This window comes from Staphylococcus roterodami, from assembly GCA_022493055.1.
Taxonomy (GTDB): Bacteria; Bacillota; Bacilli; order Staphylococcales; family Staphylococcaceae; genus Staphylococcus; species Staphylococcus singaporensis.
Genome location: CP092781.1, coordinates 2792131 through 2818636 on the forward strand (window position 1 = coordinate 2792131; position 26506 = coordinate 2818636).

The following is a 26506-nucleotide window of genomic DNA, read 5'->3' on the forward strand; positions in this document are numbered from 1 at the left end:
AATTACACCTCATCACTCTTAAGTTTTATATCTTTTACTAGGTTATACCATTTAATTCCACCATGACATGATTCTGATACACCTTCATTACGATATCCATATTTTTCGTAAAATGAAATTAATGATTCTCGACATGTTAACGTTACACCCTGTCGTTGTTGATTCTCAGCTAAATTTTCAAAGTAATTTAATAAACGACCTGCAATACCTTGTCTTTGATAGTCTGATGCTACAACAAGACCTAACACACTAAGATAGCCACCTTCATTTTCAAATTTCGATACATTTTGAAATAAATCATCATTAATATAACGTTCTCTTATGACTGGACCGTTGATATATCCAATTACTTTCCCGTTGTGCTCAGCAACTATAAAACTATCTTGAATTTGTACGATTCTTGATTTCAATGCCTCTGCCGTTGCAGCTTCCTCTGTTGTAAAACCAATATTTTCAAGTGCAATAATTTGGTCTAAGTCTTGCATGATTACTTTTCTAAATTCCATACACTCACTTCCTTAACATTACATTTCGTGAAATAGCTGTCCCATTTGAATATCTATTATTTTCAACTACTTTTACTATAAAAAATAGGTTACACATTTGAAAGTCATTCGCATCAGTAGAACACGTTGTCTGCTATGAATTAGCATAAATTTTATATCATAATGTATTTTAAGCACGCGTGCATCTCAAAAAAGACTGGTATATAAACACCAGTCTAATTCACAAAATATATTTAATTAAAACCATTTCAAAAACGACTTCACTTTCCCCGGCTTAGTCGGTCTATCCAAATAAACAAAATTGTCATTGATTACTGAACTTGCATTTCGAAGCAACGCTTCAATGTCATTTGTATACTTCTTCAATTTATTATTATGAAATAATTCTTGCATCAAAAATGGTCTTTGATCACATGAATGCGCATCTGAAGCTATAAAATGCGCCAGATTACATTCTATAAATTGCAAAGATAACTTTTGAATATTTTTTCCAAATCCACCCACTAATGAGCTCGATGTTAATTGACTTAGCGCTCCATTAGCAACAAGTTCATATAATAATTCTGGATTCTTTGCGATACTTCTATTTCTTTCTGGATGTGCAATGATGGGGATGTACCCTCTCGATTGTATTTCAAAAAACAATTGCTTAGTATAATGTGGTACTTCATTCGTTGGAAATTCAATCAATAAATATTTCGAACGATTAATACCTTGAATACTGCCGTTATCTAAACCTTGCAAAATCGAATCCGTAATTCTAATTTCTTGCCCAGGAAATAATTTAATATCTAATGCTTGTATTTCCGGATGTGTTCTCAACTCAGCCAATTTTACTAACACATGCTGAAATGAATTTTCATATCTCGGATGTAAGTGATGTGGTGTAGCTACAATACTAGTAACACCCTCATCTTTAGCTTGTTTTAATAAAGCAATACTTTTTTCAATTGTTTTTGGTCCGTCGTCAATATCAACTAAAATATGATTATGAATATCAATCATGATTCATCAGTCCCATAATATGCGTAATAGCTAGCACTTTTATCTTTTGGCATTCTATTTAAAACGACACCTAATAATTTAGCACCTGTCGCTTCAATTAATTCTTTCCCTTTTTTAACTTCATCTTTATTATTATTTTCAGAGTTAATCACATAGACCACATTACCTGTAAACTTTGAAAATAATTGCGCATCTGTAACTGTATTTACAGGTGGCGTATCAATAATGACAAAGTTATAATTCATCAATAATGTGTCATATAAATTTGCGAATGCGCGAGATGTGATTAACTCTGATGGGTTTGGCGGAATAGGTCCAGACGTCAGGACGTCTAAATCTTCAATTTCAGTTGAGATAATACTGTCTTGATATGACGACCAATTTAACAACAAACTGGAAAGCCCTTCATTATTTGGTAAATTAAAAATATAATGTTGCGTCGGTTTACGCATATCTCCATCTACAATTAATGTTTTATAACCAGCTTGTGCATATGCCACTGCTAAATTTGCCGCAATAGTAGACTTTCCTGCTCCAGGTGCTTCTGAAGTGATTACAATGCTTTGAACTGCATTGTCAGGGTTAGCAAACATAATATTTGAACGTATGCCTCGAAATTTTTCGCTAATAGGTGACTTTGGTTGCTCATGGACAATTAAACTTGATGTACTTCTTCGTGTATTCGTCATGGTAATTCCTCATAAATTTAAAATTTTTGTATTGAACCCAAAATAGGTAACCCTAATTGTGCTTCAACATCTTCTTCAGTCTTAATACGCTTATCTAATAATTCTTTTAGGAAAATGATTAAAATTGCTAAAACTATTCCAACGATGATACTAATCACTAAGTTAACAGATATGATTGGCGATACTCTTACAGCATTATCGTGAGCGGATGAAAGTATCGTAACGTTATCAACGCTCATGATTTTAGGCATATCATGTGCAAAAACTTTAGATATTCGATTAACAATTTTGTCAGATTCTGATTTATTTCCAGTTGTAACTGATACAGTAATAATTTGAGAGTTAGTTTGATTTGTTACCTTTAAAAATGAATTTAACTCAGTCGTTGTATATTCACCATCAAATTCTCTCGATACTTTATCAAGAATTCTCGGACTTTTAATAATTTCCGTATATGTATTTACAGATTGCAAACTACTTTGAACATTTTGGAAAGCTAAATCGCTTGAAGACTTTTTCATGTTAACAAGTATTTGCGTAGAAGCAGTATATTTGTCAGGCATAACAAAAAAAGTTAGTGCCGCACTTACGACAAGACATATCGCTGGTAAAATAACTAATAATTTAATATTCTTCTTCAAAATATTTAATAGTTTTACTAAATCAAACTTTTCCTTCATGGCATCCTCCATTTAAACATTCGTTATAATCATCGTGCTTATGTTATAGGCGGGATCTTCAAGTTAACTTACTCAACCCTGTAACATTCACAACTACATTTTCACTAATATTTTATATAATTTTTTTATCGTTTAAAATTATATCATGATTTTTACTAGTTATGTATAACATATTTATATTTTTGTCCAACACTTAATATTGTTTCACAGTTAAATCTGTTCACTTTTTATTCTATGTAATGTGCGTCATACCATACTTGATTTAAATCAAAGAAACCTACATCTTTAAAAGACATAGGTCATCTTGATATATTACGTTAGAGATTCGCATTAAAATAAACGTCAATGTCATGTATTAACAATTCATCGACGCTTATTGCTTATTTATTCTTACTTTTAATTTCATCTAATTGATACAACTTTCCTGTAATTAGATGACATCCTATTCTATTTAGGGGAACATGACTCGTTTAAATTATGTTCAAATACAAACTTAACATCTCACAACAATAAAGTATAATAATATCAAATTCTTAGACAAATCGTATTTTGTAATAACTGATATTAATATTAATACATTGCATTTAATTTATAGTTTTTATATACATCTTAATATTCTCAATTTCGAGTTTTATTGTCAACTATATACCGATTCCCAAAAATAATCTCATGTCTTTTTTTACAAAATAAAGTTATTTATTACAAACTAGTTACAAAAATCATTTTTTCAAAAATATATTTAACAGTGAATACACTTCATCCTTGAATTGACTTTTACTTTCTTCCACAGAGCCAAATTTTTGAGAAAACGATGCTCTCAAGTACCAACTTTCAAGGAATAAAAGTATTAAGTTTTGAAAATCTTCGTTTGTCATCGTTACCTTTGATACATCATAAAACTTCGCTATTTCTTGGCTTAACGATTGGTTTAAATCACGTATTTGTTTATAGATATCTTCAGAAAATTCTTCAGGTGTATTAGACAATTGGACATACATTCTAATATACCTTTCTTCGATGTCGAAAATAAATTCAAATAAAAACTGATATAGAGCATCAATTGAATAGTTAGATTTATTTTGATTCACCAGAATTACATTGTTGAGGTAATCAAAGCAACATTTAACACTCTGCTCGTAAATACTTTTTTTCGAGTCAAAATGATAGTATAAACTCGCTTTTTTTATATTTACACTTTTAGCTATATCATCGAGTGTTGTACCGTCATACCCCTTCTCTGAAAATAAGGTTATTGCGTTATCAATAATCTTATCCTTCAATTTTTAAAACCCCCTACATAAAATTAATCACACTATGTTACAGGAAAATTAAGTTGCAATTACAAATATTTCCGTTTAATTATAACAACAATCTATTGCAAATTAAAATACTATCAATTACCATATGGCTTACAACCTAACTAACGAAAGGTAGGTAAAGGAATTTGCAATTTTTTAACTTTTTACTATTTTATCCTGTTTTTATGTCTATTTATTGGATAGTAGGTTCAATTTATTACTTTTTCACTAAAGAAATTAGATATTCGCTGAAAAAGAAACCAGACGTAAATGTGGATGAATTAGAAGGCATTACATTTTTACTTGCCTGTTATAACGAAAGTGAAACGATTGAAGATACATTATCGAACGTTTTGGCATTAAAATATGAAAAAAAAGAAATTATCATTATCAATGACGGAAGTTCAGATAACACAGCCGAACTCATCTATAAGATGAAGAAGAATAATGACTTTATTTTCGTAGATTTGCAAGAAAATAGAGGAAAGGCTAACGCTCTCAATCAAGGCATCAAACAGGCATCATATGATTATGTAATGTGTTTAGATGCAGACACTATCGTTGATCAAGATGCACCATATTATATGATTGAAAATTTCAAGCATAACCCAAAACTTGGTGCCGTTACAGGTAACCCTAGAATACGAAATAAGAGTTCTATTTTAGGTAAAATCCAAACGATAGAATATGCAAGTTTAATTGGCTGTATAAAGCGTAGTCAAACACTTGCTGGTGCAGTAAACACTATTTCTGGTGTCTTCACTCTATTTAAAAAAAGTGCAGTTGTAGATGTTGGCTACTGGGATACCGATATGATAACTGAAGATATTGCAGTTTCTTGGAAATTACATTTACTTGGATATCATATTAAATATGAGCCTCGTGCAATGTGTTGGATGTTGGTTCCAGAAACATTGGGAGGTCTTTGGAAACAACGTGTTAGATGGGCTCAAGGGGGACATGAAGTATTACTACGAGACTTTTTTAGTACGATGAAAACAAAAAGGTTTCCTTTATATATTTTGATGTTTGAACAAATCATCTCAATTTTATGGGTATATATTGTGCTTCTATATTTAGGTTATTTGTTCATCACAGCAAACTTCTTAGACTATACATTTATGACATATAGTTTTTCAATCTTTTTACTATCATCATTCACTATGACTTTTATAAACGTTATTCAATTTACAGTCGCTCTCTTTATAGATAGTCGCTACGAAAAAAAGAATATGGCAGGACTCATATTCGTCAGTTGGTATCCAACAGTATACTGGATTATTAATGCAGCAGTTGTACTAGTCGCATTTCCAAAAGCCTTAAAACGTAAGAAAGGTGGTTACGCAACATGGTCAAGCCCAGACAGAGGGAATACCCAACGTTAAAATCATCACTAAATATCGTTAGAGAAACAGCACTTATCGCTATATCCTGTTTCTTTTGGATTTATTGTTTTGTCGTTTTACTCGTTTATTTTGGCACCATTTTTGGTTTTCATGACGAGAGTGTTAACACCATTCGAGTTGCCTTGAATATTGAAAATACTGAAATTTTAGACATTTTTGAAAGTATGGGTATTTTCACGATTATAATTTTTGTATTTTTTACAATTAGTCTACTCATTCAAAAGTGGCAGAGAGGAAGAGATTCGTGAAGTTACGAAAATTAATTATCCTTGTATTAAGTCTATTAATCATCTTACCTGTAAGCACAATGGACACGCATCATGTTGCAAGCGCAGACGATGACGATTCACCCAAAAAACTGAAATTCAAAGAAGGTAGTGCCCTTGCATTAAATTATCACCGCGTGAGAAAAGCAAATTTTCTGAATAATTTTATTTATTTCTTCTCAAGTAGTAAAGAAATTAAGAATTATAGTGTTAGCCAATCACAGTTTGAGTCACAAATTAAATGGTTGCGATCACACGATGCTAAATTTTTAACACTGAAAGAATTTTTATATTATAAGAAAAAAGGAAAGTTTCCAAAACGTAGTGTTTGGATAAACTTCGACGATATGGATGAAACCATTTACGAAAATGCTTATCCAATTCTAAAAAAATATAAAATTCCTGCAACTGGATTTATTATAACAGGACATGTAGGTGAAGAAAATTTCCATAATCTCGATATGATTAGTAAAAAACAACTTAAAGAAATGTATAAAACTGGATTATGGGAATTTGAAACTCACACAGATGATTTGCATAATTTGAGTAAAAACAATAAATCGAAGTTGATGCAATCATCGGATGCAACAATTATCAAAGATATAAATGAAAGTGAAAAATATCTAACTAAAAACTTTAAAAAGTCACAGAATACAATAGCCTATCCTTATGGCTTGATGAATGACAAAAAATTACCTGCCATTAAAAAAGCAGGAATAAAATATGGTTTTTCATTAGAGGAAAAAGCAGTCACGCCTAACGCCGACGATTATTACATCCCAAGAATATTAATTAGTGATGATGCTTTTGAGCATTTAATTAAGAGATGGGACGGATTCCATGAAAAAGATTAGACTTGAACTTGTTTATTTACGTGCAATTATATGTACGATTATTATCGTTACACATTTATTAACACAAATTACTTTAAAGCATGAAAATATGGAGGGTGGTTCTTTAGTATTACAATTCTATATTCGTAATATTGTTATTTTTGGAACGCCATGCTTTATTATATTATCTCAATTACTTACAACATTGAATTACCAAAAAGTCACATACAGATATTTAACAACACGTGTGAAATATATACTTATTCCTTACATATTAATGGGTTTATTTTATAGTTACAGTGAGTCTTTATTAACTAACTCTTCTTTCAACAAACAATTCGTTGAAAATGTTTTATTAGGTCAATGGTATGGTTATTTTATCGTAGTTATCATGCAATTCTTTGTTCTAAGTTATATCATTTTTAAAATTAATTATAATCTTTTCAACAGTAAAATATTGTTGCTACTATCATTTATCGTACAACAATCATTTTTATATTACTTTTCAAACAATACAGCATTCCATGATACAGTTTTACACTATTATCCATTAAGTGAAAACACATTGATATTTGGATGGATTTTCTATTTCTTCTTGGGTGCATACCTTGGCTATAACTACGAGCGTGTCTTAAATTTCTTAGAACGCTATTTAGTTATAATGATTGTTTTAGCTGTAGCAACATACTTTGTATTTATTGCATTGGCAAATGGGGATTATTGGAATGTTACAAGCTTCTCATATTCGTTAACACCATATAATAGTGTTATGTTTATCGTGATATTAGGAATTTGTACACATTTTAAAACAATGCTATTTAATACAATTCAAATGATTAGCGCATTCTCGTTTTTCATATATTTATTACATCCAATTATCTTAGATTCACTATTTGCATATACAAATATATTTGAAGATAATACTATGGTATTCCTAACTGTATCTCTTCTATTTATTTTAGGATTATGCATTGGTGTGGGTATGATTTTCCGTGAATTCTATATCTTTAGATTTATCATTGGAAAACAACCATATAAATTAAATATTAATGCATACTAACTAATACAAAAACACGCGATGAAAAGCTCGCTTAATTTAAATTGAGCTAAAATCATCGCGTGTTTGTTTGTAGTTATATTCACGGTTTATATTACCAATATATTTATAGACACTAACACATTTATATAAGAGTATTATTTAAATAATTCTTTTAAAATTCTAAATAATGAACCGATTAATTGAAAGAAGTCTGCTGTCATTGTCTATCCCTCCCTTTTTTAATTATGCTTGTTTTGTATCTGTAACTTTTTCAGTTTTCACTAAATCAGCTGCTAAATGATGCCAAAAATCTTGTAATTCTTCTCTTGTACGAACCGTATCAGAACTATCTTGTCCTACAAAATCAACATGATCCCAATCATGTTTTGTCGGTGTTACTTGCCAAATACCTTTTTGAATTTTATCTGTAGCATTTGTATATGCTTGATTAAATGGATGTTGAGAAGAGACAACTGATACTAAGCCATCGTTCTCTCTCCATTCTTTTTCAGTAGCTTTACCAATTAAGTTACCTGTTATTACGAATGGGAAAAACATATTTAAGTCAGCTTTTTGTCTATCACTGTTCAAAGCTTTATGTGTCGCTTCACCAGTATAAGTTTTATATACAATATTAGGATTTAATGACGTTTTGCGATTTAATTCTGTCGCACCCTCGCGTGTTAAGTCATAAAATCCATTGTCTTTTGATTTCCATAAATTAGACTGTTTAACACGTTTTACATAATCAATATATGATTCATTTGGTTTCTGTTTTAGACCCCATTGAGCCAACCCGAAGTCTACTCTAGAATTTTTATTACCGAACATTTTACCGATATCAAATACAACCTGTCTCACTAAAGCTTCATTTCCAGCTAAATCTGATGCGTGTGTACCATTATGTGGTGTTCCTAAAGTAGTAATTGATGAAATCATATTGTCATGATTACCTTTGAATAATGGTGAAATTTCGCCACCATGTTTCTTTTGATACTCTATTTCTTCACGATTACCATTACGCAGTAATTCTTCTAGTTGACGTATCGTTTGACCGCCCATACTATGTCCAACTAGGTGTATTTTTTGTCCTGGTTTCCAATCTTTATATACGCCTTCATATGTTTTTCCGTAGCGTTCATGGCCATACTTTGCTGCATGTGCTGCACCATAATCTACACGACCGCCTTTGATATAATAATAAAGTTCAACTGCGCGGTCATAGTTACTTCCAAAAGCACTTATACTTGCTTCATAAGCTTTGAAACCATTTTCTTCTAAATCTTGGCGAATGTTCATTTTATTACCGCCCCAATAATGAGCTAACACTGAAGGATTAATATCATCTGTAAATCCATTGAAACCATGCACTAAAACGATAGGATCTTGATTTTTATACTGTCCTTGTTTGGCAACTTTATTCGTTTGATCGCCTTTCGCTTTTGCAGTAAGTTCCTTTGTACCTTTATTCGGTAACGTTGCTACTGCACTACTTTTTAATAAATTTAAACCTTTTTTCTTGTCATTGTCCTTTGTTGGTTCTACTGGTGATTTTTGATTGTTTTTTAAATCTGATACTTGCAGTGATTTTACGTCTTTTTGAGGATTCACTTCTTGTTCATTGTTAAAATTGTGGTTAGTAATTTTATCATTCGCTTGATTCTTTTGTTGTGGTTGTACAAACTCTGTTTTATTAGATTTTTCTACTGAGCTTGCTTGTTCTGTTTTATCCAATAATGGTGCTTGTTTAGTTAAACTTGATGAAGGTAGCTTTTTATTGGCGACTAGATCGCGACTTCCATGGTTCTCTTGTTGCTGTTTTTTTGACGCCACTTTACTTTGTTTGCCATCATTAACGTTCTGTTCTAACCCGTGATTTACATTGCTAAGATTAGCATTGTTAGTTTTTGTTGTATCACGTTGAATATTTTTATTATTAAGCGATGATTTTTTATCATCCTTTAGTTGATCTTTATTCAAATCATCTGTTTTACGATGATTTTCTTCTGATGTTGTTTTATCATTATTCCAGTTCTTAGTTAAATTTTCAGTATGTTGCTGTTCGTTAACACCGTTTTCACGTTGATAATTAGCATTTTCCCTAGTTTGTTGATCCCCAATAGATTGTGCTGTAACTGTATCCTCCTGTGAATTTCCCATGTTCACTTGCTTCTCAGCTGCTTGCGCATGTCCACCACTTAAAAATAGTAAAGTAGCTATCAAAATGGAAGATGCACCTACACTAAATTTACGAATACTATACTTATTTTGACTTTTCATCATTGTCAGCACCTCTATTTTTTTATTTTAGATAAACAAATTGATGATTATTCGAGGAATAAACTCAAATAATTTACTTAACCAAGCACTCATAATGACCATCCTTTCTGTTGTTTAATTTGATGAGAAAGCGTTTACATTTGTATTTAAAAAATATATTCTCCAAAGAGAATTTAAAGTGTATACGCTAATCATTTCAAATTATTAATTAATATTATATTTGGCAAAATTTAATTAGTCAATAATTAGACACAATTTAATTATGCAAATTGTAACTTTTTTACATATATCTTTTTTGATTTTTAATATTTACATGTTTGGGGCTTGATACCAATGATGTATCATTTTTTAGATTAGCTGTATGAAGGTAATTTATGAGCTATTACAGTTTTAATTATTGCTGGTGTCGTATTTTAAATCTAAAAATATTATCCCATCCACAATGATTGTATCAGGATAAGTCGTAATACTTGTTCCTACATTAAATATATACAGTTAATTTTCTTCCCTCAAAGAGTAAGTATCCTAATATTTTTAACTTAATCTCGAATTTATGATGATTAGCATAAAAATACACCCCATAAAGTTAGTTTTTTAGTCCAACTTTTGGGATGCACATCTTAGTTCTAATGGAGATTGTCTTTTACATAGACTATGACATTTCTATTTCAGGCTAGATATATTTTTATTCACAGTATAAATATAAAGAATATAAAGACAACTATGATATTAATAGGTAGTAACGACAAACATAACTTTTTAGCTTTTTCCTGTAATGAATATTTTTTACTTAACTCTCTCTCAATAAAAAATGTACTTCCAATTATAATAATAAATAGAAGCATATATAATAAAAGGTTCTTAGTGAATAAGTCTGTCATTGGTAATGAAAAAATAATTAATGCAGTTGCTTGACTCGTAGTAAAAAAATATTCATTGAATAATTTTTTCATATTTTTCACCTACATATTATTACAAGCAATAGATCCGCCAGCATAAAGTGCTGCCATTCCAGTACCGACACCCCAGCCAATAGGACCACTAACACCTAGAGCAACCATCGCTCCCGTTGTAGCAGTTGTATGTGCAAAACCAGTTACAGTTAGAGCATCACAAGCATCTCTATTGCTTGTAGTATTTTTTTTCTGTTGCTTTTCTACTTCTTTATTAAAGGCTACTAAATTCTCTTTAGCTTTTTCGCCATTTTTTCCCTTCATAACTTCATTATATCGATTCATATACTTTTCAACATCTTTAACAGTGACATCTATTCCTGAGTTGCTCAATTCACTTTTTATAATTATTTTTGGTATCGTGTCGTGATTATCTACTACTTATCTATAACGAGTTCGCAACTTTAGTACCATCACAGCATTCATAGTTAAAATATGTTGGTGTCGTATTTTAAACTTGAAAATGTCACGTTTTCCACAATATTTGTAAGTGTATATGCCATGATCCTTTTCCCTATATCTCAGTCCATACTTGTTTTACCACTGTTCGATATTTTGTCGCTCACCTTTAAAGTTATTGCGCTTATGATGTCTATGCGCTAATTCTGCCTCAATTTCTGAAAAATCGACTCCAAGTGCATGCATCAAGACAAATAAATGATAAAGTTCATCTGCTACTTCACTTACAAATGCTTTTTTGTCACCTTTAATTGCTTCAATTACGACTTCAAAAGCTTCTTCACCGTATTTTTTTGTAATCTTTTCTATACCTTCTGTTAATAAATATTTTGCATATGACTTTTCATTATTGGATTGGGCACTATCTTGAACTGTCTGCGCTAATATTTGCACTGAAAATGGAACTTCTGTATTGAAACAACTTTGACTGCCTGTATGACATGTTGGTCCATTTGGTATGACATCAATTAAAATAGTGTCATTGTCACAATCTACATGAATGTCTTTAACAAGTTGCGTATGACCTGATGTCTCACCCTTTGTCCAAAGGCGTTGCTTAGATCGTGAATAGAAACATACAACACCATCTTCTATCGTTTTATCAAAAGCTTCTTGATTCATATAACCCAACATCAACACTTGTTTTGTTCGACTATCTTGTAAAATTGCTGGCACTAACCCTTTGCTAAAATCAATTTTATAATTGGTCATCTTACTGCTATACCCCCTTGTCGTATCACTGCTTTAATAGATTGAACCGTCGTTTCCCTGTCATGCAATATACTTGCAGCTAAACCTGCAGAAACATCCGTCTGTTCAAACAATTCTACAAAGTGTTGTGCATTGCCACCGCCACCAGATGCAATGATTGGAATGTTTACAAGAGACTTTATTTTCGCTAAATGTTCAATATCAAATCCTTGCTTCATACCATCATGTCCCATACTTGTAACGAGCAATTCACCTGCACCTAACTGTTCTACTTGCTGTACCCAGTCATATACTTTAATATTTGTCATCTTTTTACCACCATGCGTACAACAATAATGTGCTTTTCTTTCAGGATCATAATAGCTATCAATTGCTATGCAGATACATTGTCTACCAAATTTATCACTTGCTTGTTTAATTAATTCTGGATTTTTTAAGGCACTTGAATTTAAAGATACTTTATCTGCACCATGATTTAACAATTGAGTAATATCTTCAAGACTTTGAATACCGCCACCAACTGTAAGAGGGATAAATAAGCGTGACGCTGTCTGTTCAATCACTTCTAACATTAAGCTATGACCCTCTTCCGTCTTAGAGATGTCTAAAAATACTAACTCATCAGCACCCGCTTCATTGTAATACATTGCTAAATCAACAGGATTCCCAATATCTCTTAACCCTTTAAATTGAATCCCTTTCACAACGCGACCATCTTTGACATCTAAACATGGAATGATACGTTTTTTTATCATTTTAGCCCCTCCCAAAAAGATGCATGGTGTGCAGCTTTTCCTATAATAGCAGCGTGAACATTTAGTGAAGCTAATCGTTGAATATCTTGTTGATGTCTAATACCACCAGACGCGATGACAGGAATCGTCGTTGCCTTTACTAATTGACCAGTTAATTCAAAGTTAGGTCCGGACATTTTACCGTCTTTAGCAATATCAGTATAAATGATGCCTCCAAGAGGTATATCAGATAACTTTTTCACAAAGGCAAATAAATTTAACTCTGTATCCTCTTCCCAACCATTCACTTTAATATCTTCTCCATAAGCATCAACAGATAAATAAATGCGACCTGGAAATGTATGTGCCATCTCTTGAAGCCACTCTATATCTTGAATACCTTTCGTTCCAACTATGCAATAATTAATCCCTGCAGCAAAGTAGTCCATGAGTTGTGCTTTCGTACGAATGCCACCACCTACTTCAATATCTTTTCTAGTTAGCATCCTCAATGATTTAATATAGTCAAACTCACGGGCATGCTGTGCTTTAGCACCTATTAAGTCAACAATATGAATACGTTTAACACTTTCAAATTGACTATAGTAAGCAATACTTTCTTCAGCAGATCGTGACATTTTTTCTTCACTGTCATATTTACCTTCTGTTAGCCTCACACTAGTTGACCCAATCAAATCAATTGCTGGCCATAATTCAATCATTTATAAATCCCCCTTGTATTGCCTGACGCAAAATTTGTAATCCATATGCACCGCTTTTTTCAGGATGGAATTGAATACCAATATAATTGTTATATTGAACAATTGCCGGAATATCAGTCCCATAATGCGCATACGCAACCACATTTTCTGACATCGGCGCTTGATAAGAATGTACGAAATAAACATCTTGATTTAACATAGGGTGCTGACTCACTAAATTATTCCAACCTAAGTGTGGTACTGGGTAGTCTGTCTGAATATACGAAATATTTCCCGGGATAAATCCTAATCCATAAGCATCGCCTTCATCGCTATGCTCATACATAAGTTGCATACCGAGACAAATACCAATCATGGTCTTATCATTGCTGTTAGACAATATTTTATCGAGATTTAATCGTTTTATCTCTGACATCGCATCTTTAAAATGGCCGACACCGGGCAATATGATTGTTTCTGCTTGATCGATTATTTTTTTGTTATTTGAGACAACCACCTCATACCCCAAATGTTCAACAGCACGCTTTACATTGCTAATATTGCCCAGTCCATAATCAATGATTACAATCATTCAATCACACCTTTCGATGATGGTACACGTTGATCATTAGTTGCAGTTAGCGCCATACCTAACGCGCGAGCAAATGCTTTGAATATAGCTTCAATCTCATGGTGTGTGTTACCCCCACGAATCAAATCAATATGCGTTGTTAATCTTGCGTTGATTACGACCGCTCTAAAAAATTCTTCCACCAATTCTGTATCAAAGGTACCTACTTTCTCCTTACTTAACGATGCATTGAAAGATAAATATGGGCGCCCGCTTATATCAACAACGACACGCGCTAATGTTTCATCCATAGGAATGTACATTGCTCCATAACGAACGAAGTGCTTTTTATCTTTAATCATTTCGAGTAACAATTGGCCAATAACAATTCCGATATCTTCAGTTACGTGATGATCGTCTACCTCTATATCACCTTGTGCCTCAATGTTTAATGACAGACCACTATGAAACGTAAACAAAGTTAACATATGATTTAAAAATCCCACACCTGTATTAATATGCGATGGTGACTGGTCATCTGATAATGAAATATTTAGTTGTGTTTCAGCTGTGTTTCGTTGTTTTTGATAAATCATATTTTACGCTCCATTCTTTAACAATTTCTTCTAGTTGCTTTAACTGTGATGCTGTTGCAATTGAGTATCTTACATAGCCTTTCATTACCGGCTCATCATAAAAACGTGGTTTAAAACCTTGATCATATACATACTGTCCTAAATGTTGCGCTGCAGAACCATTAGTTAGAACAAAATTAGCATTTGATGGTAATATCGACATCTTGTCTGCAACGTGAGTATCAAATATTTGTTTTAACCGATTAGCTAATTGACGTTGCATCGTTAAAAATCGTCTTGTCTCATCTTTATGTCTAAAAATATAGGTTGCAATATTTAGCGTGAATACATTTAATGGATATGGATGTTCTATTTTTTGGATACGCTGTATCGTTTCAGCAGTACTAATTAATACACCTAATCTTAAGCCAGCAATTCCAAACGCCTTTGATAATGTGCGCATTCTTAAAATGTGTGGTGCCAGTTCAACGTCATATGCCGTACCATAATCTAAATATGCTTCATCAATGACAAAGTATCCGTTTAATGCTTTCATTTTATCTGCAATAGCTGTTAAAAATGCTGTATCAAATTGCTTACCTGATGGATTATGTGGATTACTCATAATGAAAAATGATGGTTGTACTTCATCAATTCTTGATAAAATGGTTTCCAAATCAAACGTTAAATCAGGTTCCGCATCTACAAAATCAATTTCTCTATTTACTTGTGCCGCATATGCTTGATACATAAAAAAGTCTGGATTTAGTGTTAATGCCGGACCTTCAGGCATGATTAGCATTAACTTTTGAATCAATTCATCAGAACCATTTCCTGCAATAATTTGTTCAGACGATAACCCGTAAAACTTAGCGTAAGCGTCCTTGAATTGCTCATATGCTTTATCTGGATATAAATTATATGGTGTTGCACTAATAATTGAAGTTATTGTTTTTTCATCCAACGGCGTAACGGGACTTTCATTTTTATCAATATAAATCATTTCAATTACACTCCCCTAAGACTGACGTATTAAAATAGATTTCTGGTGATTATATAGTGCTTCGACATGGGCAATATGTTGTGCTGAATCAGCAATTTCATCAAACGTATCTTTTGATAAATGTATGACCGTGTTCCGTGTTAAGAAATCATTGACTGATAACCCGTTGGTAAATCTAGCTGTTCTATTTGTAGGTAATACATGACTTGGACCTGCAACGTAATCCCCTATGACCTCTGGCGAATAATGTCCAATAAACAATGCACCCACATATTTCACTTTTTCAATATATGGTTGAGGATCTCCAGTTTGAATCGACGCATGTTCAGGCGCAATTGTATTCATGACATGGCATGCTTCATCAAAATTACTAGCATGGATAAGGTAGTGCTGATTAGCGATACTTTTAGAAACAATGTCGTTTCTATCTACATTCGGTAATGCTTTGGCAATGCGTGATTCTAGATCTTTAAGTACTTGCGCATCTTCACTAATGACATATGTACGTGCTAATTCATCATGTTCAGCTTGTGCAAAAACATCATATACGATGGCATCTAAATCTGCTGTTTCATCAATAATCAGTGCTATTTCTGTTGGTCCAGCTATTTGGTCAATACCTACTTGTCCAAAGAAATATTTCTTGGCATATGCAACAAATTGATTGCCTGGACCTACAATCTTATCAACTTTAGGTATCGTTTCTGTGCCATAAGTTAACGCAGCAATACTTTGAGCACCACCAACTTGAAACACTTGATCAACTTGCGTAATATAGCATGCTGCTAATACTTCTTGAGACACACCATTAGGTTGAGGTGGTGTCACAACGACAATATTTTCCACACCTGCTACTTGTGCTAACGTCGCTGTCATTAATACCGTTGAAGGATAACTTGCTTTACCACCTGGCACGTAAATACCGACACTTTCTAGTGGATGGTATATTTCATAACACTCATCTGATTCTTCTCTCTGTTGATTCGTCTGCTTAATACTTTCTTGATATGCTTTAATTCTTTCATAACTTTGTTGTAATGCTTGTTTTGTTTTTTCATCTAACGTATCAAATGCTGATTTAATCTGTTCACGACTAATTTCTAAATGATCTGTTTTAGTATGATCAAATGTTAAATTATACATTTTTAAAGCCTTATCCCCATGAACCTTAACTTCCTGACAAATATCACGAATAATTGGATATAGCGACTCATCTAATGGCGCTTCTAATGAAAATTGATTTAAAAATTGTTGTGCATTAAGCATTGGCAATAGACACCTCCATAGAACGAATAAATTGCTCTATTAACTGTGATTTTTTAAAATAAGCTGCTTTATTAGTAATTAATCTTGCATTGATATCGCTAATATGTTGCTTTTCAACCAGTCCATTTGCTTCTAAAGTAGTACCTGTTTGGACGATATCAACGATACCGTCAACCATATCAACGACACAGGCTAATTCAACAGAACCATTCAATTTAATAAGCTCAACATCAATGCCTTTTGATTTGAAATATCTTTCAGCAGTATGGACATAACTCGTTGCGATTTTACGATAATTGGTCGTTTCAGGTTTCGCTGCAACTGCAAAATGACATGCTCCAAATGGCAGATTCAATAAATTGTTAACATTGTAATGACGCTCATCTAAAATGTCGCTACCAACGATACCGATATCAGCAATTCCTTGTTCCACATAGATGGGCACGTCACTTCCCTTTACTAAAATACATTCAATATTGTCTACGCTTAATAATAATTGGCGTTCTCTATTCTTTAGTGCTTCTGATAATGCCGTAAATTCAATTACATCTAAATAGTTAATTAAACTATCCATTAGTCGTCCTTTTGCTATGGCAATTCTTAACATTGTGCATACTCCCTTACTTAAAGTGTTAATCCTAATCCAAACCCTTCGATACTTCCTTTGTAATAACCCCCTGTTAAAATACGTGATTCATTTTCTGCTAAATGACACTGAATAAATAGTCCCTTGTAATAAGATCTAGGCGGCTGTGCCGTAATATCTAAATGGATATCATTGTACCCTTGCGTATGTAACCATTGTTGCCAAACATTTAGTTCAACAAGTGCTGGGTGATCTTTAGAAATGTAGCGTTCCAATATATTTAATTGTTGTTGCGTATTTTCCTGTAAAATTTGAACAATCGGATGTTCAGCTGACAAATATGTGACCAAACCTGATAGATTACGTTCCTCAATCATCGATAATATGTCAGGTGTTTGTAATGCTTTATCTAGCAATGCATCGAGTAATTGATAATGCCCTAGTACGACAAATTGCACATTATCTTGTAATTGTTGTTGGATAAATTGAATAAATAACTTTAGGCTCTGTTGCACATTAGTTAATGTTGGCGTATAGTTTTCCAAACCTACTTGTACAGCCGCTTCATTATTTCGAATGATTAAGCCTGTATATGCTACTCTCGTTGCTGATGTTGGATACATCGTGTAATAACGTAATAATTGATCAGTAAAATCATTTCGAAGTGCATAAATTTGTTGTTCATGCTGCCAAAAATTACGCTCACCCATTTGTTGCAAATCTTCATGATTTAATTGCTTCCAGTCCAATTTTTCAATGACGTTAAAATCTACCAGCTCATAATTCGCTTGATTAAAGTATTTTAAAAATGATGTCTCTGCTTCTTTTAAAGCAATTAATTGTTTTGAATTATTCACTCGACCACCCTTACCTTCAACATCCTATGTAAAATAGATGATGTTTTATAATTTAATTACTTTAATTCTCTACCATGCTAAAGTGTAATATGGGTAATAACTTATCATTTTTATCAAACTATTACAACCTTTTTCTGAAAATTCGATATATTGTGGTTAAATTTTTTGAATAAAAAAAGCAGGACAATTGCGCATATAAAAATTTATAACTACAATTTTTATATTGAAGTTGTACTTCTTGCACATATTGTCCTTGCCTAATGAGTTAATACATTATCTTTTTTTCAGGATTACTCTATTCATTTCAACTTATTCTTCATATTTTCGATTACCTTTAAAGTAATGTCGATCTTCTTGACTATATACATTTTCAGGATTGAAAAATGGTTTTAGTTTATATTTAAATTCAAATAAGTTTAGACCATCAATTGCAACTCTATCTTGGTAAACGTTCGTTGATGAAATATCTGTAAAATTATTCGGACCGACGCCTGCAATGAATTTAAATCCGGCATCATCTACCAAGTAATTATATGCTGGTATATGTCTATCTTGTGCACCATGCGGAAATACAAACATATCCGTTTTACCTACTATTGGTTCAACTTCATCTTTCCATCTTTTAGTATCTTTTTTAATACCATCAAATGATGTCTTTTCAAAATTAATATGACCATATGAATGACTCGCAAATGACCAACCATCTCGTTTCATAGCGCGAACTACTTCTTCAGCGGCTTTTTTATTTTTTTCATAGTCTTTACTGTTTATCTCATTCGTACGATATCCTAATACACCTTCATAACCAGTCAGTGCAACAACGCCTTTTTCACCGTTTAAAGAAAAATCTGGATGTTCTTTTACAAATTTATTTGCAGTGTGTCAAGAGGTTTCGAAAAATTTTTTAAATAAATTTTTATGGTTATAAAGAAAGAGTATAAATAGAAGATATATAAGTTGATTGTTATTACTAACATTATATCACAAAACCGCTATACAAGAAAAGAATTACAATTATAATGTTTATATACATTTCTTATGCATTATGCCAACGCCTTTTCACTTCCGCACTCGCGCTTAAACGCTCGCTTAGACCACCTTATTTTTAGTGATAGGTTCTTACAGAACACAATCACTAAAAAGTAAGGTCATTAGGGTTATGTGCGTCTCTAATTATATTCTAACATTCTCATATACTCACTTGTCTTATAATTTTGCTTCATTCTTGGACGCTGATTAATTTGTAGCACGGCTATTTCTACATCTATATCAGAAACATTTACAAAATCTGTATCTTTAGGAAAATATTGACGTAATAATCCATTTACTTGTTCTATAGAACCACGTTGATATGGACAACCCGGATCGCTAAAATAAACAGAACAATTCAACTCACGTTCAATTAACTCAAATTTCGCAAATTCCTTACCTCTATCAATCGTAATCGTTTTAATATTTTCTTGTTTCAATATTTCTACAATCGTTGAACATACAACATCAGAACGTCTTGTAGGTAAAATTTTCGCATATAAAAATCTCGTTTTACGTTCTAAAATCGTTAATAAACAATATCGAGAGGGACGTTTACTCCAAATAGTATCTATTTCATAATGTCCAAATTCTTCACGTTTTACGACTTCTATTGGACCGACTACTTATTGAACGATGCTGACCTATTTTAATTTTGCCACGTTCTTCAGTTGTTTTTGTATGCTTTTTTCCACCTCGGCGCATATCTTTCACTTTATTTACTCTAATTTGTCCAGTATTAATATATCTATATATAGTAGAAAAGCTAACATAATAGCCAATATCTTTTTCCATTTCTGAAGAAATCTGTCTAGGTGACCACTTTAAAGACAATTTCTGTTCAATATATTTCTTTATAGTAGGATTTAATGCACGCATCTCTTCCTTCTTTTTTTCTGGCATTTTCTTAGTTTCTTTAGCCATTTGATGCGCTTTTACAGGGTCATATGTTCCATCTTCTTGAGAACGATGATTTAACTCATAATAAATCACATTATGATGTCTACCTAATATATTCGCAATTTGTAATATGGATAACCCGTCATCAAGATATTTCGCTATTGCTAAACGTGTATCCAAATCAACTGCAACCCTTCTCTTTCGTTGTGTATTCTTTTCAGTCATTTTCATCTTCTCCTTTACATTTTTAAACATCGTTTATAAAATATAATAGAAGAAGATGTTAAAAGAAAGCAACTCCCAAACTTATCTGTCGCTTTAGGGAGTTGCTTTTGTCTATTCTTTTAAATTTTCCTCTTTATAATCTGGCTTATTTTCTCGCTCATATCTTTTTATTTTCGCATTTATATCTTCTTCATATTTAGAAGTAGTTTCATTTTTCTTATAAAAACTATTACGTTCAACACCATTACCATCTAATGACTTATAAGATACTATTATAACTTTGCCATCTTCATAAACTTTAAAATCTGAATTTTCCCTAGAAAATTTTTTAGTACTTCTATCCTTAGTCGATTCTTTTTCTAAATTACTTACTTCTTCAATTTCTTTATCATACTTTTTACCACATGCAATTAAAGATGTAGATACAACTAAAATCAATGTTATAAATAAAAATCGCTTTATCATGATATAATCATCTCCTTTTAATTGAATTATATCATTATTTTATAAATTATCCACGCCCATTTTTTTGTAAATTAAAACGCTGTACATTATTAATTAACCATTTATCATTTGTACGCACCATATCAAGTTGTACAGATGTTTTACGGTTCTCAACTTCCTTTTGCCCCTCAGTATCAATACGCTCATTAAACTGCACAAATACTTTATAGTTATCATGCTTAGGGTCATACTGATCAAAATATACATGAATATCACTCACTGTTACATCGTCGAAAATACTAAACTTCTCTCTATTATCACTAAACAATACATCATAATATTTTTCTGTTACTAATGGCTTAAGTGGTTTAGCTTTTTGTTTAAATGATGACCCTTTTTTTAACGTAAATAGCTCTGTTGTAAATGTTTGTGCTGTCTCACGTATTTGTTTTTCTTCCTCCGCAATCACTGTCTTAGATTGACGTTTTACACGTTGATTTAATGATTCATTCGTATCTTTTTCTTGTTGTAATGCTTGCTTTAATGCACTCACATGATTCTTTTCTTTTTGAACTTGTTGCTTCGTTGTTTGTGTACCTATAAAATAAGCACTCACTGTTAAAATTGTCACAATCACAAAGCCAATAATCTTTAATTTCATTATTATCTACTCCTTATCATGAATAAAGCTAATGCCAGATTCTACTTTCATTTCTCTTTGCGATACGATATAAGGTCCTTTAATATTCATTTCTGTCACAGTAAATGTTTTATCATCTTTCACATCAATCACAACAGCTACATGTCCTGTTACTGGTGGTGCACCACCAGCACCAGGCTCGGCAATCATTAATGCACCTACAGCTGGTTTACTATTCACTTTATAACCTTCCTCTTTAGCTCTATCATTCCAAAATTGCGCATGGAACCAATACGTCGATATCGGTTTTCCCATTTTTTGACGAATACCATAGGCATACCATGTACATTGACCCGCTGTATATAAATTACCTTTACCTGCATCTGAATTACTCCATTTTGATAATTTACCACTAAACTTAATATCTTTACCACCAGTAGACTTACATACAGCGCCATCACCATCACTTAATTTTTTCATCATTGATTTTACCGTTGGTATCCATTGCTTATTCATATTATTCGGGTCATTTGAAGCACCTACAGGCGCATATTTTGGCCCAATTTTCTCTGGTGTCGTTAATCCTTCTTTAATATAAACATCATATAAATTCTTTGCGCCAGCTTCAAGTCCAGCTTCAATTGTTGGATACGTAGAATCATGAATCGACTTTGTACCCATCACAGACAATGGATTCTTTTGACGCGTCGCATTTTCTCCTTTACCCCAACCGGATTCACTCGCAATAATTGCCATAAATAAATTCTCTGGTATTTTATGTTTTTTCGCAATTTTTACAATCACTTTTCCTTTACCTTCTAATGCGCCACCTTTCGCATTTTGTTCAAATACCGCAATACCTTTATCTTTAACATCACCACCCACACATGACATATCACCATCTGTTTGTTTGTCTTCCTCTGGACTAAATATAAACATCAATATCACAGGGAACAAGAAAAACAACACACAAAACAATATCAGACCAATTTTTAATAATCTAAATTTAATGCCAATCGGCGTTTGTTTCATCACTTCTTTTACAACAGTCTTTTTACTTACCATGTTTATTAATATCCTTTTGATTTTTCAATCGATCATGAACATGTTTTGTTTGTGAATTTCGTTTAAATGTCGGCTCATTTGTATGTGAACGTGGTTGATAGGGATTATTTTCTCCAGTCTGTATACGGCGTTTTTCGATATCTTTATCATAAGAAGATTGAACATCTTTATTAAACGATTGACTACGTCTTGATAATTCTTTTGGCGGTTGAGATAAATAAGTAGGATTAAATGTTTCTGTCTGTGGATTACGTTTGATTTCTTTTTTATGTTTTACATCACGATGCATACTATCATCTTGTGCGATTCGTTTTGATTTCGTATAACCTGACGGTTTTGAATAAGATGGTTTCGAATAACTAACTACACCTACATTAGAAGCGCCATGCATCTCTTCTTGTTGATTACGTCGTTTAATTTCTTTCGAGTTATTCATTGAAATAGGCGTATCTGGTTGTTGATTTCGCTTTAGATTATTATCATTGTTATTTATCATCGGTGGTTCTGGATTATCACGTTGATTATCACGTTTATTCTTTTTATCTTCTGCTAATGCTTGACGACGTTTATTAAATTCATCTTGTCCTTTACGTATTACCTCTGCGCCTAATTTTTGAGGTGATAAACTCAAATTACCACGTGTTACAAAATCAATGATTTCACTACGTTTTTTATACAAAACAAATAAAATAATCATTAAGAATATCACATTTAAAAAATAGGCTTGTTGACTTTCTGGTTTCACAAATGCATTCGCAATATCAATTGAAAAACCAATCACCACAAATAAAAATGTCATACAGGCACTTAAAATAATATACCCTAATGTACGGGCTAAGGCTTTAAATACTGATATTTCAAAACCAGGGATAAAACTAATAAGCCAACTAAACGCTAAAAATAAGAATAAAATGAGCGCAAAAGCTGAAAAGATGACTTTCGCAAAGCTAATCGATAAAAATATAATCGATAAAGCTATCGTAATAATCAATGTAAACATCGCAATACCTAATTGTCCAAATACATGCGTTTGTTTCATTGAGGTATTATCATATTTTTTCACTTCATCATCAATTTTTTCTTTAACTTCTTTTTCTGTCTTTTTATCTTTTACTTTTATACCTAAAATATCATCAATGCGATTCTTACCTTTATTCTTAATCTTTTCTTCATTTACCGTACCATAATTCATAATCAAATAGGGCTTATACAATGCCATATCAAAATATTGATTACGTATCTTGTTAATGCCTGAATTTTCATTTACATAATCAATATCACCATTAATAGAACTTGTACTATTCATAATGACATTATTTAACCCTTTACCAACATTATTTGTACCTTTAATCACAAAGCTCGCATTCGCAAGGACTCCCACACCAAAACCAATTAAACAAAAGATTAAAAACCCACGTTTTAACGCTTCATGCATATTACCTTTAACTGAAAAGATAATAAATGCATTTAAACAAATCACAATAAACAAAGTCATCACAATATTACTTAACAATTTTTGATAAATATCACCGACAAATTGACCGACTTTATCCGCAAAATCGTTTAATACATCAAGCTGATATAAATTTTCTATCGCATAATCAGTAATACTTACAATCAACTTGTCAATTTCAAAAAAGAAATTTGTTACATTATTAACTGTTTCTGCGACCTCATCTTTACCAAATGGATTCCAATCTTCATCTTTTTGAAACCATACACGATAACGCTCTAAATCTATATCACCATCAGCTTTATCATCTACTTTATACTTTTCAATCTTCGCATCTACCGCATTCGTTGGTTTTCCTACTGGATTAGCGACGGCATCAGCCGTTGCCCCTGTCAATAGAAACAAAGGCAAAATTAAAAAGCATAAAAGATATAAACTTTTACGCTTCATTTAATCACTCCTTATTTAATTTGTTAAAACTTGAACAGAACCTCTAAAAACAAACGCACAACTACCCATCTCAGCTTCTAAGTCAAATAAAGTTACTTTCTCTAAAGGTTTAAATGTTAAATTTTGTTTTGATAAAACAATAATTTCTGAACCTAAATCAGCCGAAGCTAATCGATAGGCATAACAATCAAAATCTCGTCTGACATCGTCTTTACATAAAAAATAAAAATCTCCGTTTTCATTAAAATTAATTTTCATTACATGCTCACTCCTTATTTAATATTTGTTTGACATCCGCCACAAAGTCATATTGTTCCATGAGAGGCGCATCAAATAAAATCGGTTCATTATATTGTCCAAGTATTGAAATATAACCACGTCCAATATCTGATTCATGAATCGGTTGAAATGCTTTATCTGTTTGACCAAAGGTCATACGATAACCATCAGCTGACAAATTACCCATTGACACACGTAATCCCAATTGATCACGAACATTACCTTTAATCACATCTGCATCAGGTCGTTGTGCTGTTAAAAACATAAATACACCAGCTTGACGACCTTTCATAATGATGTTGATTAAATAATCATTCATTTCTTGAAGTTCTTTTTTATCTAAAGTAGACGTGAACGCTGTCACTTCATCAAAAATCACAAAATAGGGTGGTAAATCAAAGTTTCTAAAATTACTGCCTAATTGATAATGTTCGCTTTCACTCATCATTCTAAAGCGATGTTCCATTTCTTCATTGGCTTCTCTCAATTGTTTAAAAATTTGACCTTTCGTATCTGCCACTTTTTCAGCACCGATCACATTTTTCATAAATGATAAATCAGATACTTTCGGGTCTAATAATCGTACTTCTGCATCACGCTTAAATAATTCTCTAATCATATAGAATAAAAAGTACGTTTTACCGCCACCGGTCACACCAGTAATTAATGCATGTGGTGCTTTCACAAAATCCCAAAGGATTTGATGTGTAATATAAATCTTCGTATCATAATAAGTTGTCTCTGGTGCTTCTGTACCTTCCATAACGATACGTTTTTTATATTTAAGAGGCATAAACTCATATCTCAAATAACGTCCAATATGACGCTTCTCAACAAGCTCACAATTAAACATCGGTTCAATGATTGATTCTAATTCTAAATAGTCGTCTTGAAAACGTGAACCATCTTTTTTTACATGTATCACAAATGTTTTACGTCTACGTTTATAAAACAATGTTGGATAATAATCATATTCTGTTTTCTTATAATCAATATCTAAATACTCTGTTGTTTTCTTAATCACTGTGCGATTATGAAATCCTTGTGTTTCAATCATTTCAGCCAAATCTTTTTCACGAAATCTTAAAACAAGTTGCGCAAATAATTTTGCGATAATAAAAATAACCAAGGTACCAATCGCAATATATAAAAAATGTGGCTTAAAGTACTGATAGACTTCAACCACATCTAAAGCTTTTTGTTGACCAATATAACCTTGCCATAACATTAATATTCGATAGGCTAAAAAGATAAATGCGAACACACCCGCAAAAATAAAATCAATATATTTAAAATAAGGTTGAATACGTACACCTTTAAATAAAGCAATTTCATTCATTGCCATTAAATCACTCCTTGCCATGTTCATAACGCTTCATTGCTTCAATAACGATATTAACTTGTTCTTCTCTACGTGCTATTTTATAACCTTCATACCAACCAAATAACTCCTTAGTCTTTCTTTGATGTCCTTCATAAGCAGCTTTTTTATATTTTTCATAACGTGGTTTTAAAACAATTAAAGAAATTATTGCAGTAACAACAATCATCAAAGGAATCAAGTAACTTATCAATTTCTTTTCACATCCTTAAAACAATCATC

The 26506-nt window shown here is 32.1% G+C and carries 27 protein-coding genes and 2 pseudogenes; 4 read left to right on the plus strand and 25 right to left on the minus strand.

Features of this window, described 5'->3' with window-relative positions; translation table 11 throughout:
- Positions 1-2: 2 nt before the first annotated feature.
- The 5 genes from ML436_13585 to icaR all read right to left on the minus strand — a co-directional run bounded on the left by ML436_13585 (position 3) and on the right by icaR (position 4160).
- A complete protein-coding gene (locus ML436_13585; GenBank protein ID UMT78130.1) occupies positions 3-506 on the minus strand; it encodes a GNAT family N-acetyltransferase in 504 nt (167 codons plus the stop codon).
- A 237-nt stretch (positions 507-743) separates the two neighbouring features.
- Positions 744-1511, minus strand: coding sequence for a tyrosine-protein phosphatase (locus ML436_13590; GenBank protein ID UMT78131.1), 768 nt, complete (start codon positions 1509-1511; stop codon positions 744-746).
- Positions 1508-2200 carry a polysaccharide biosynthesis tyrosine autokinase gene (locus tag ML436_13595; GenBank protein ID UMT78132.1) on the minus strand — a complete coding sequence of 231 codons (693 nt, stop codon included), beginning with the start codon at positions 2198-2200 and terminating at the stop codon, positions 1508-1510. The genes ML436_13590 and ML436_13595 overlap by 4 nt, the downstream gene beginning before the upstream one ends.
- Positions 2201-2217: 17 nt before the next feature.
- Complete coding sequence (locus ML436_13600) at positions 2218-2880, minus strand: Wzz/FepE/Etk N-terminal domain-containing protein (GenBank protein UMT78133.1); 663 nt, start codon at positions 2878-2880, stop codon at positions 2218-2220.
- Between the two features lie 719 nt (positions 2881-3599).
- Entirely contained in the window at positions 3600-4160 is a 561-nt protein-coding gene (icaR, locus tag ML436_13605) for an ica operon transcriptional regulator IcaR (protein ID UMT78134.1), read from the minus strand.
- Between the two features lie 164 nt (positions 4161-4324).
- On the opposite strand from icaR, the gene icaA reads away from it, so the two are divergent.
- The 4 genes from icaA to icaC are packed head-to-tail and all read left to right on the plus strand — an operon-like array spanning position 4325 to position 7743.
- Positions 4325-5563 (plus strand): poly-beta-1,6 N-acetyl-D-glucosamine synthase IcaA, encoded by a 1239-nt coding sequence (gene icaA, locus ML436_13610; GenBank protein UMT78135.1) that lies wholly within the window; start codon positions 4325-4327, stop codon positions 5561-5563.
- Positions 5527-5832 (plus strand): intracellular adhesion protein IcaD, encoded by a 306-nt coding sequence (icaD, locus tag ML436_13615; protein UMT78136.1) that lies wholly within the window; start codon positions 5527-5529, stop codon positions 5830-5832. Before icaA ends, icaD begins: the two co-directional genes overlap by 37 nt.
- Positions 5829-6704: an intercellular adhesin biosynthesis polysaccharide N-deacetylase gene (gene icaB, locus ML436_13620; GenBank protein UMT78137.1), complete on the plus strand. Its 876-nt coding sequence runs from the start codon at positions 5829-5831 to the stop codon at positions 6702-6704. The genes icaD and icaB overlap by 4 nt, the downstream gene beginning before the upstream one ends.
- The gene (gene icaC / locus ML436_13625; protein ID UMT78138.1) at positions 6691-7743 is read left to right on the plus strand and encodes a polysaccharide intercellular adhesin biosynthesis/export protein IcaC; all 1053 of its coding nucleotides are present in this window, start codon (positions 6691-6693) and stop codon (positions 7741-7743) included. The genes icaB and icaC overlap by 14 nt, the downstream gene beginning before the upstream one ends.
- A 222-nt stretch (positions 7744-7965) precedes the next feature.
- Here icaC and lip1 read toward each other — a convergent pair whose 3' ends face one another.
- From lip1 to ML436_13725, 20 genes and pseudogenes are all read right to left on the minus strand, one after another.
- A complete protein-coding gene (gene lip1 / locus ML436_13630) occupies positions 7966-10002 on the minus strand; it encodes a YSIRK domain-containing triacylglycerol lipase Lip1 (protein UMT79527.1) in 2037 nt (678 codons plus the stop codon).
- A 962-nt stretch (positions 10003-10964) separates the two neighbouring features.
- Complete coding sequence (locus ML436_13635) at positions 10965-11288, minus strand: hypothetical protein (GenBank protein ID UMT78139.1); 324 nt, start codon at positions 11286-11288, stop codon at positions 10965-10967.
- 204 nt (positions 11289-11492) lie between these two features.
- Positions 11493-12880: pseudogene (gene hisF, locus ML436_13640) on the minus strand (imidazole glycerol phosphate synthase subunit HisF).
- The gene (gene hisA, locus ML436_13645) at positions 12877-13581 is read right to left on the minus strand and encodes a 1-(5-phosphoribosyl)-5-((5-phosphoribosylamino)methylideneamino)imidazole-4-carboxamide isomerase (protein UMT78140.1); all 705 of its coding nucleotides are present in this window, start codon (positions 13579-13581) and stop codon (positions 12877-12879) included. The pseudogene hisF and the gene hisA overlap by 4 nt, the downstream one beginning before the upstream one ends.
- Complete coding sequence (gene hisH, locus ML436_13650; protein UMT78141.1) at positions 13574-14152, minus strand: imidazole glycerol phosphate synthase subunit HisH; 579 nt, start codon at positions 14150-14152, stop codon at positions 13574-13576. Before hisH ends, hisA begins: the two co-directional genes overlap by 8 nt.
- Positions 14149-14727, minus strand: coding sequence for an imidazoleglycerol-phosphate dehydratase HisB (hisB, locus tag ML436_13655; GenBank protein ID UMT78142.1), 579 nt, complete (start codon positions 14725-14727; stop codon positions 14149-14151). Before hisB ends, hisH begins: the two co-directional genes overlap by 4 nt.
- Positions 14696-15709 carry a histidinol-phosphate aminotransferase family protein gene (locus ML436_13660; GenBank protein UMT78143.1) on the minus strand — a complete coding sequence of 338 codons (1014 nt, stop codon included), beginning with the start codon at positions 15707-15709 and terminating at the stop codon, positions 14696-14698. The genes hisB and ML436_13660 overlap by 32 nt, the downstream gene beginning before the upstream one ends.
- Before the next feature lie 15 nt (positions 15710-15724).
- Positions 15725-16975: a histidinol dehydrogenase gene (hisD, locus tag ML436_13665; protein ID UMT79528.1), complete on the minus strand. Its 1251-nt coding sequence runs from the start codon at positions 16973-16975 to the stop codon at positions 15725-15727.
- Complete coding sequence (gene hisG / locus ML436_13670; protein ID UMT78144.1) at positions 16968-17582, minus strand: ATP phosphoribosyltransferase; 615 nt, start codon at positions 17580-17582, stop codon at positions 16968-16970. The genes hisD and hisG overlap by 8 nt, the downstream gene beginning before the upstream one ends.
- A 17-nt stretch (positions 17583-17599) precedes the next feature.
- The gene (locus tag ML436_13675; GenBank protein ID UMT78145.1) at positions 17600-18418 is read right to left on the minus strand and encodes an ATP phosphoribosyltransferase regulatory subunit; all 819 of its coding nucleotides are present in this window, start codon (positions 18416-18418) and stop codon (positions 17600-17602) included.
- A gap of 309 nt (positions 18419-18727) precedes the next feature.
- Positions 18728-19291: pseudogene (locus tag ML436_13680) on the minus strand (polysaccharide deacetylase family protein).
- Between the two features lie 296 nt (positions 19292-19587).
- The gene (locus ML436_13685; protein ID UMT79529.1) at positions 19588-20013 is read right to left on the minus strand and encodes an IS30 family transposase; all 426 of its coding nucleotides are present in this window, start codon (positions 20011-20013) and stop codon (positions 19588-19590) included.
- 28 nt (positions 20014-20041) lie between these two features.
- Complete coding sequence (locus ML436_13690; protein ID UMT78146.1) at positions 20042-20572, minus strand: helix-turn-helix domain-containing protein; 531 nt, start codon at positions 20570-20572, stop codon at positions 20042-20044.
- 111 nt (positions 20573-20683) lie between these two features.
- Entirely contained in the window at positions 20684-21037 is a 354-nt protein-coding gene (locus tag ML436_13695; GenBank protein ID UMT78147.1) for a DUF4467 domain-containing protein, read from the minus strand.
- A 46-nt stretch (positions 21038-21083) separates the two neighbouring features.
- A complete protein-coding gene (locus ML436_13700; protein UMT78148.1) occupies positions 21084-21677 on the minus strand; it encodes a hypothetical protein in 594 nt (197 codons plus the stop codon).
- A 6-nt stretch (positions 21678-21683) separates the two neighbouring features.
- Positions 21684-22721, minus strand: coding sequence for a CHAP domain-containing protein (locus ML436_13705; GenBank protein ID UMT78149.1), 1038 nt, complete (start codon positions 22719-22721; stop codon positions 21684-21686).
- The gene (locus ML436_13710; GenBank protein ID UMT78150.1) at positions 22711-24624 is read right to left on the minus strand and encodes a hypothetical protein; all 1914 of its coding nucleotides are present in this window, start codon (positions 24622-24624) and stop codon (positions 22711-22713) included. Before ML436_13710 ends, ML436_13705 begins: the two co-directional genes overlap by 11 nt.
- Positions 24625-24639: 15 nt before the next feature.
- Positions 24640-24882, minus strand: a complete 243-nt coding sequence (locus ML436_13715; protein ID UMT78151.1) for a hypothetical protein — start codon at positions 24880-24882, stop codon at positions 24640-24642.
- 7 nt (positions 24883-24889) lie between these two features.
- Positions 24890-26248: a cell division protein FtsK gene (locus ML436_13720; protein UMT78152.1), complete on the minus strand. Its 1359-nt coding sequence runs from the start codon at positions 26246-26248 to the stop codon at positions 24890-24892.
- A 4-nt stretch (positions 26249-26252) separates the two neighbouring features.
- A complete protein-coding gene (locus ML436_13725; protein UMT78153.1) occupies positions 26253-26477 on the minus strand; it encodes a hypothetical protein in 225 nt (74 codons plus the stop codon).
- Between the last annotated feature and the right edge of the window lie 29 nt (positions 26478-26506).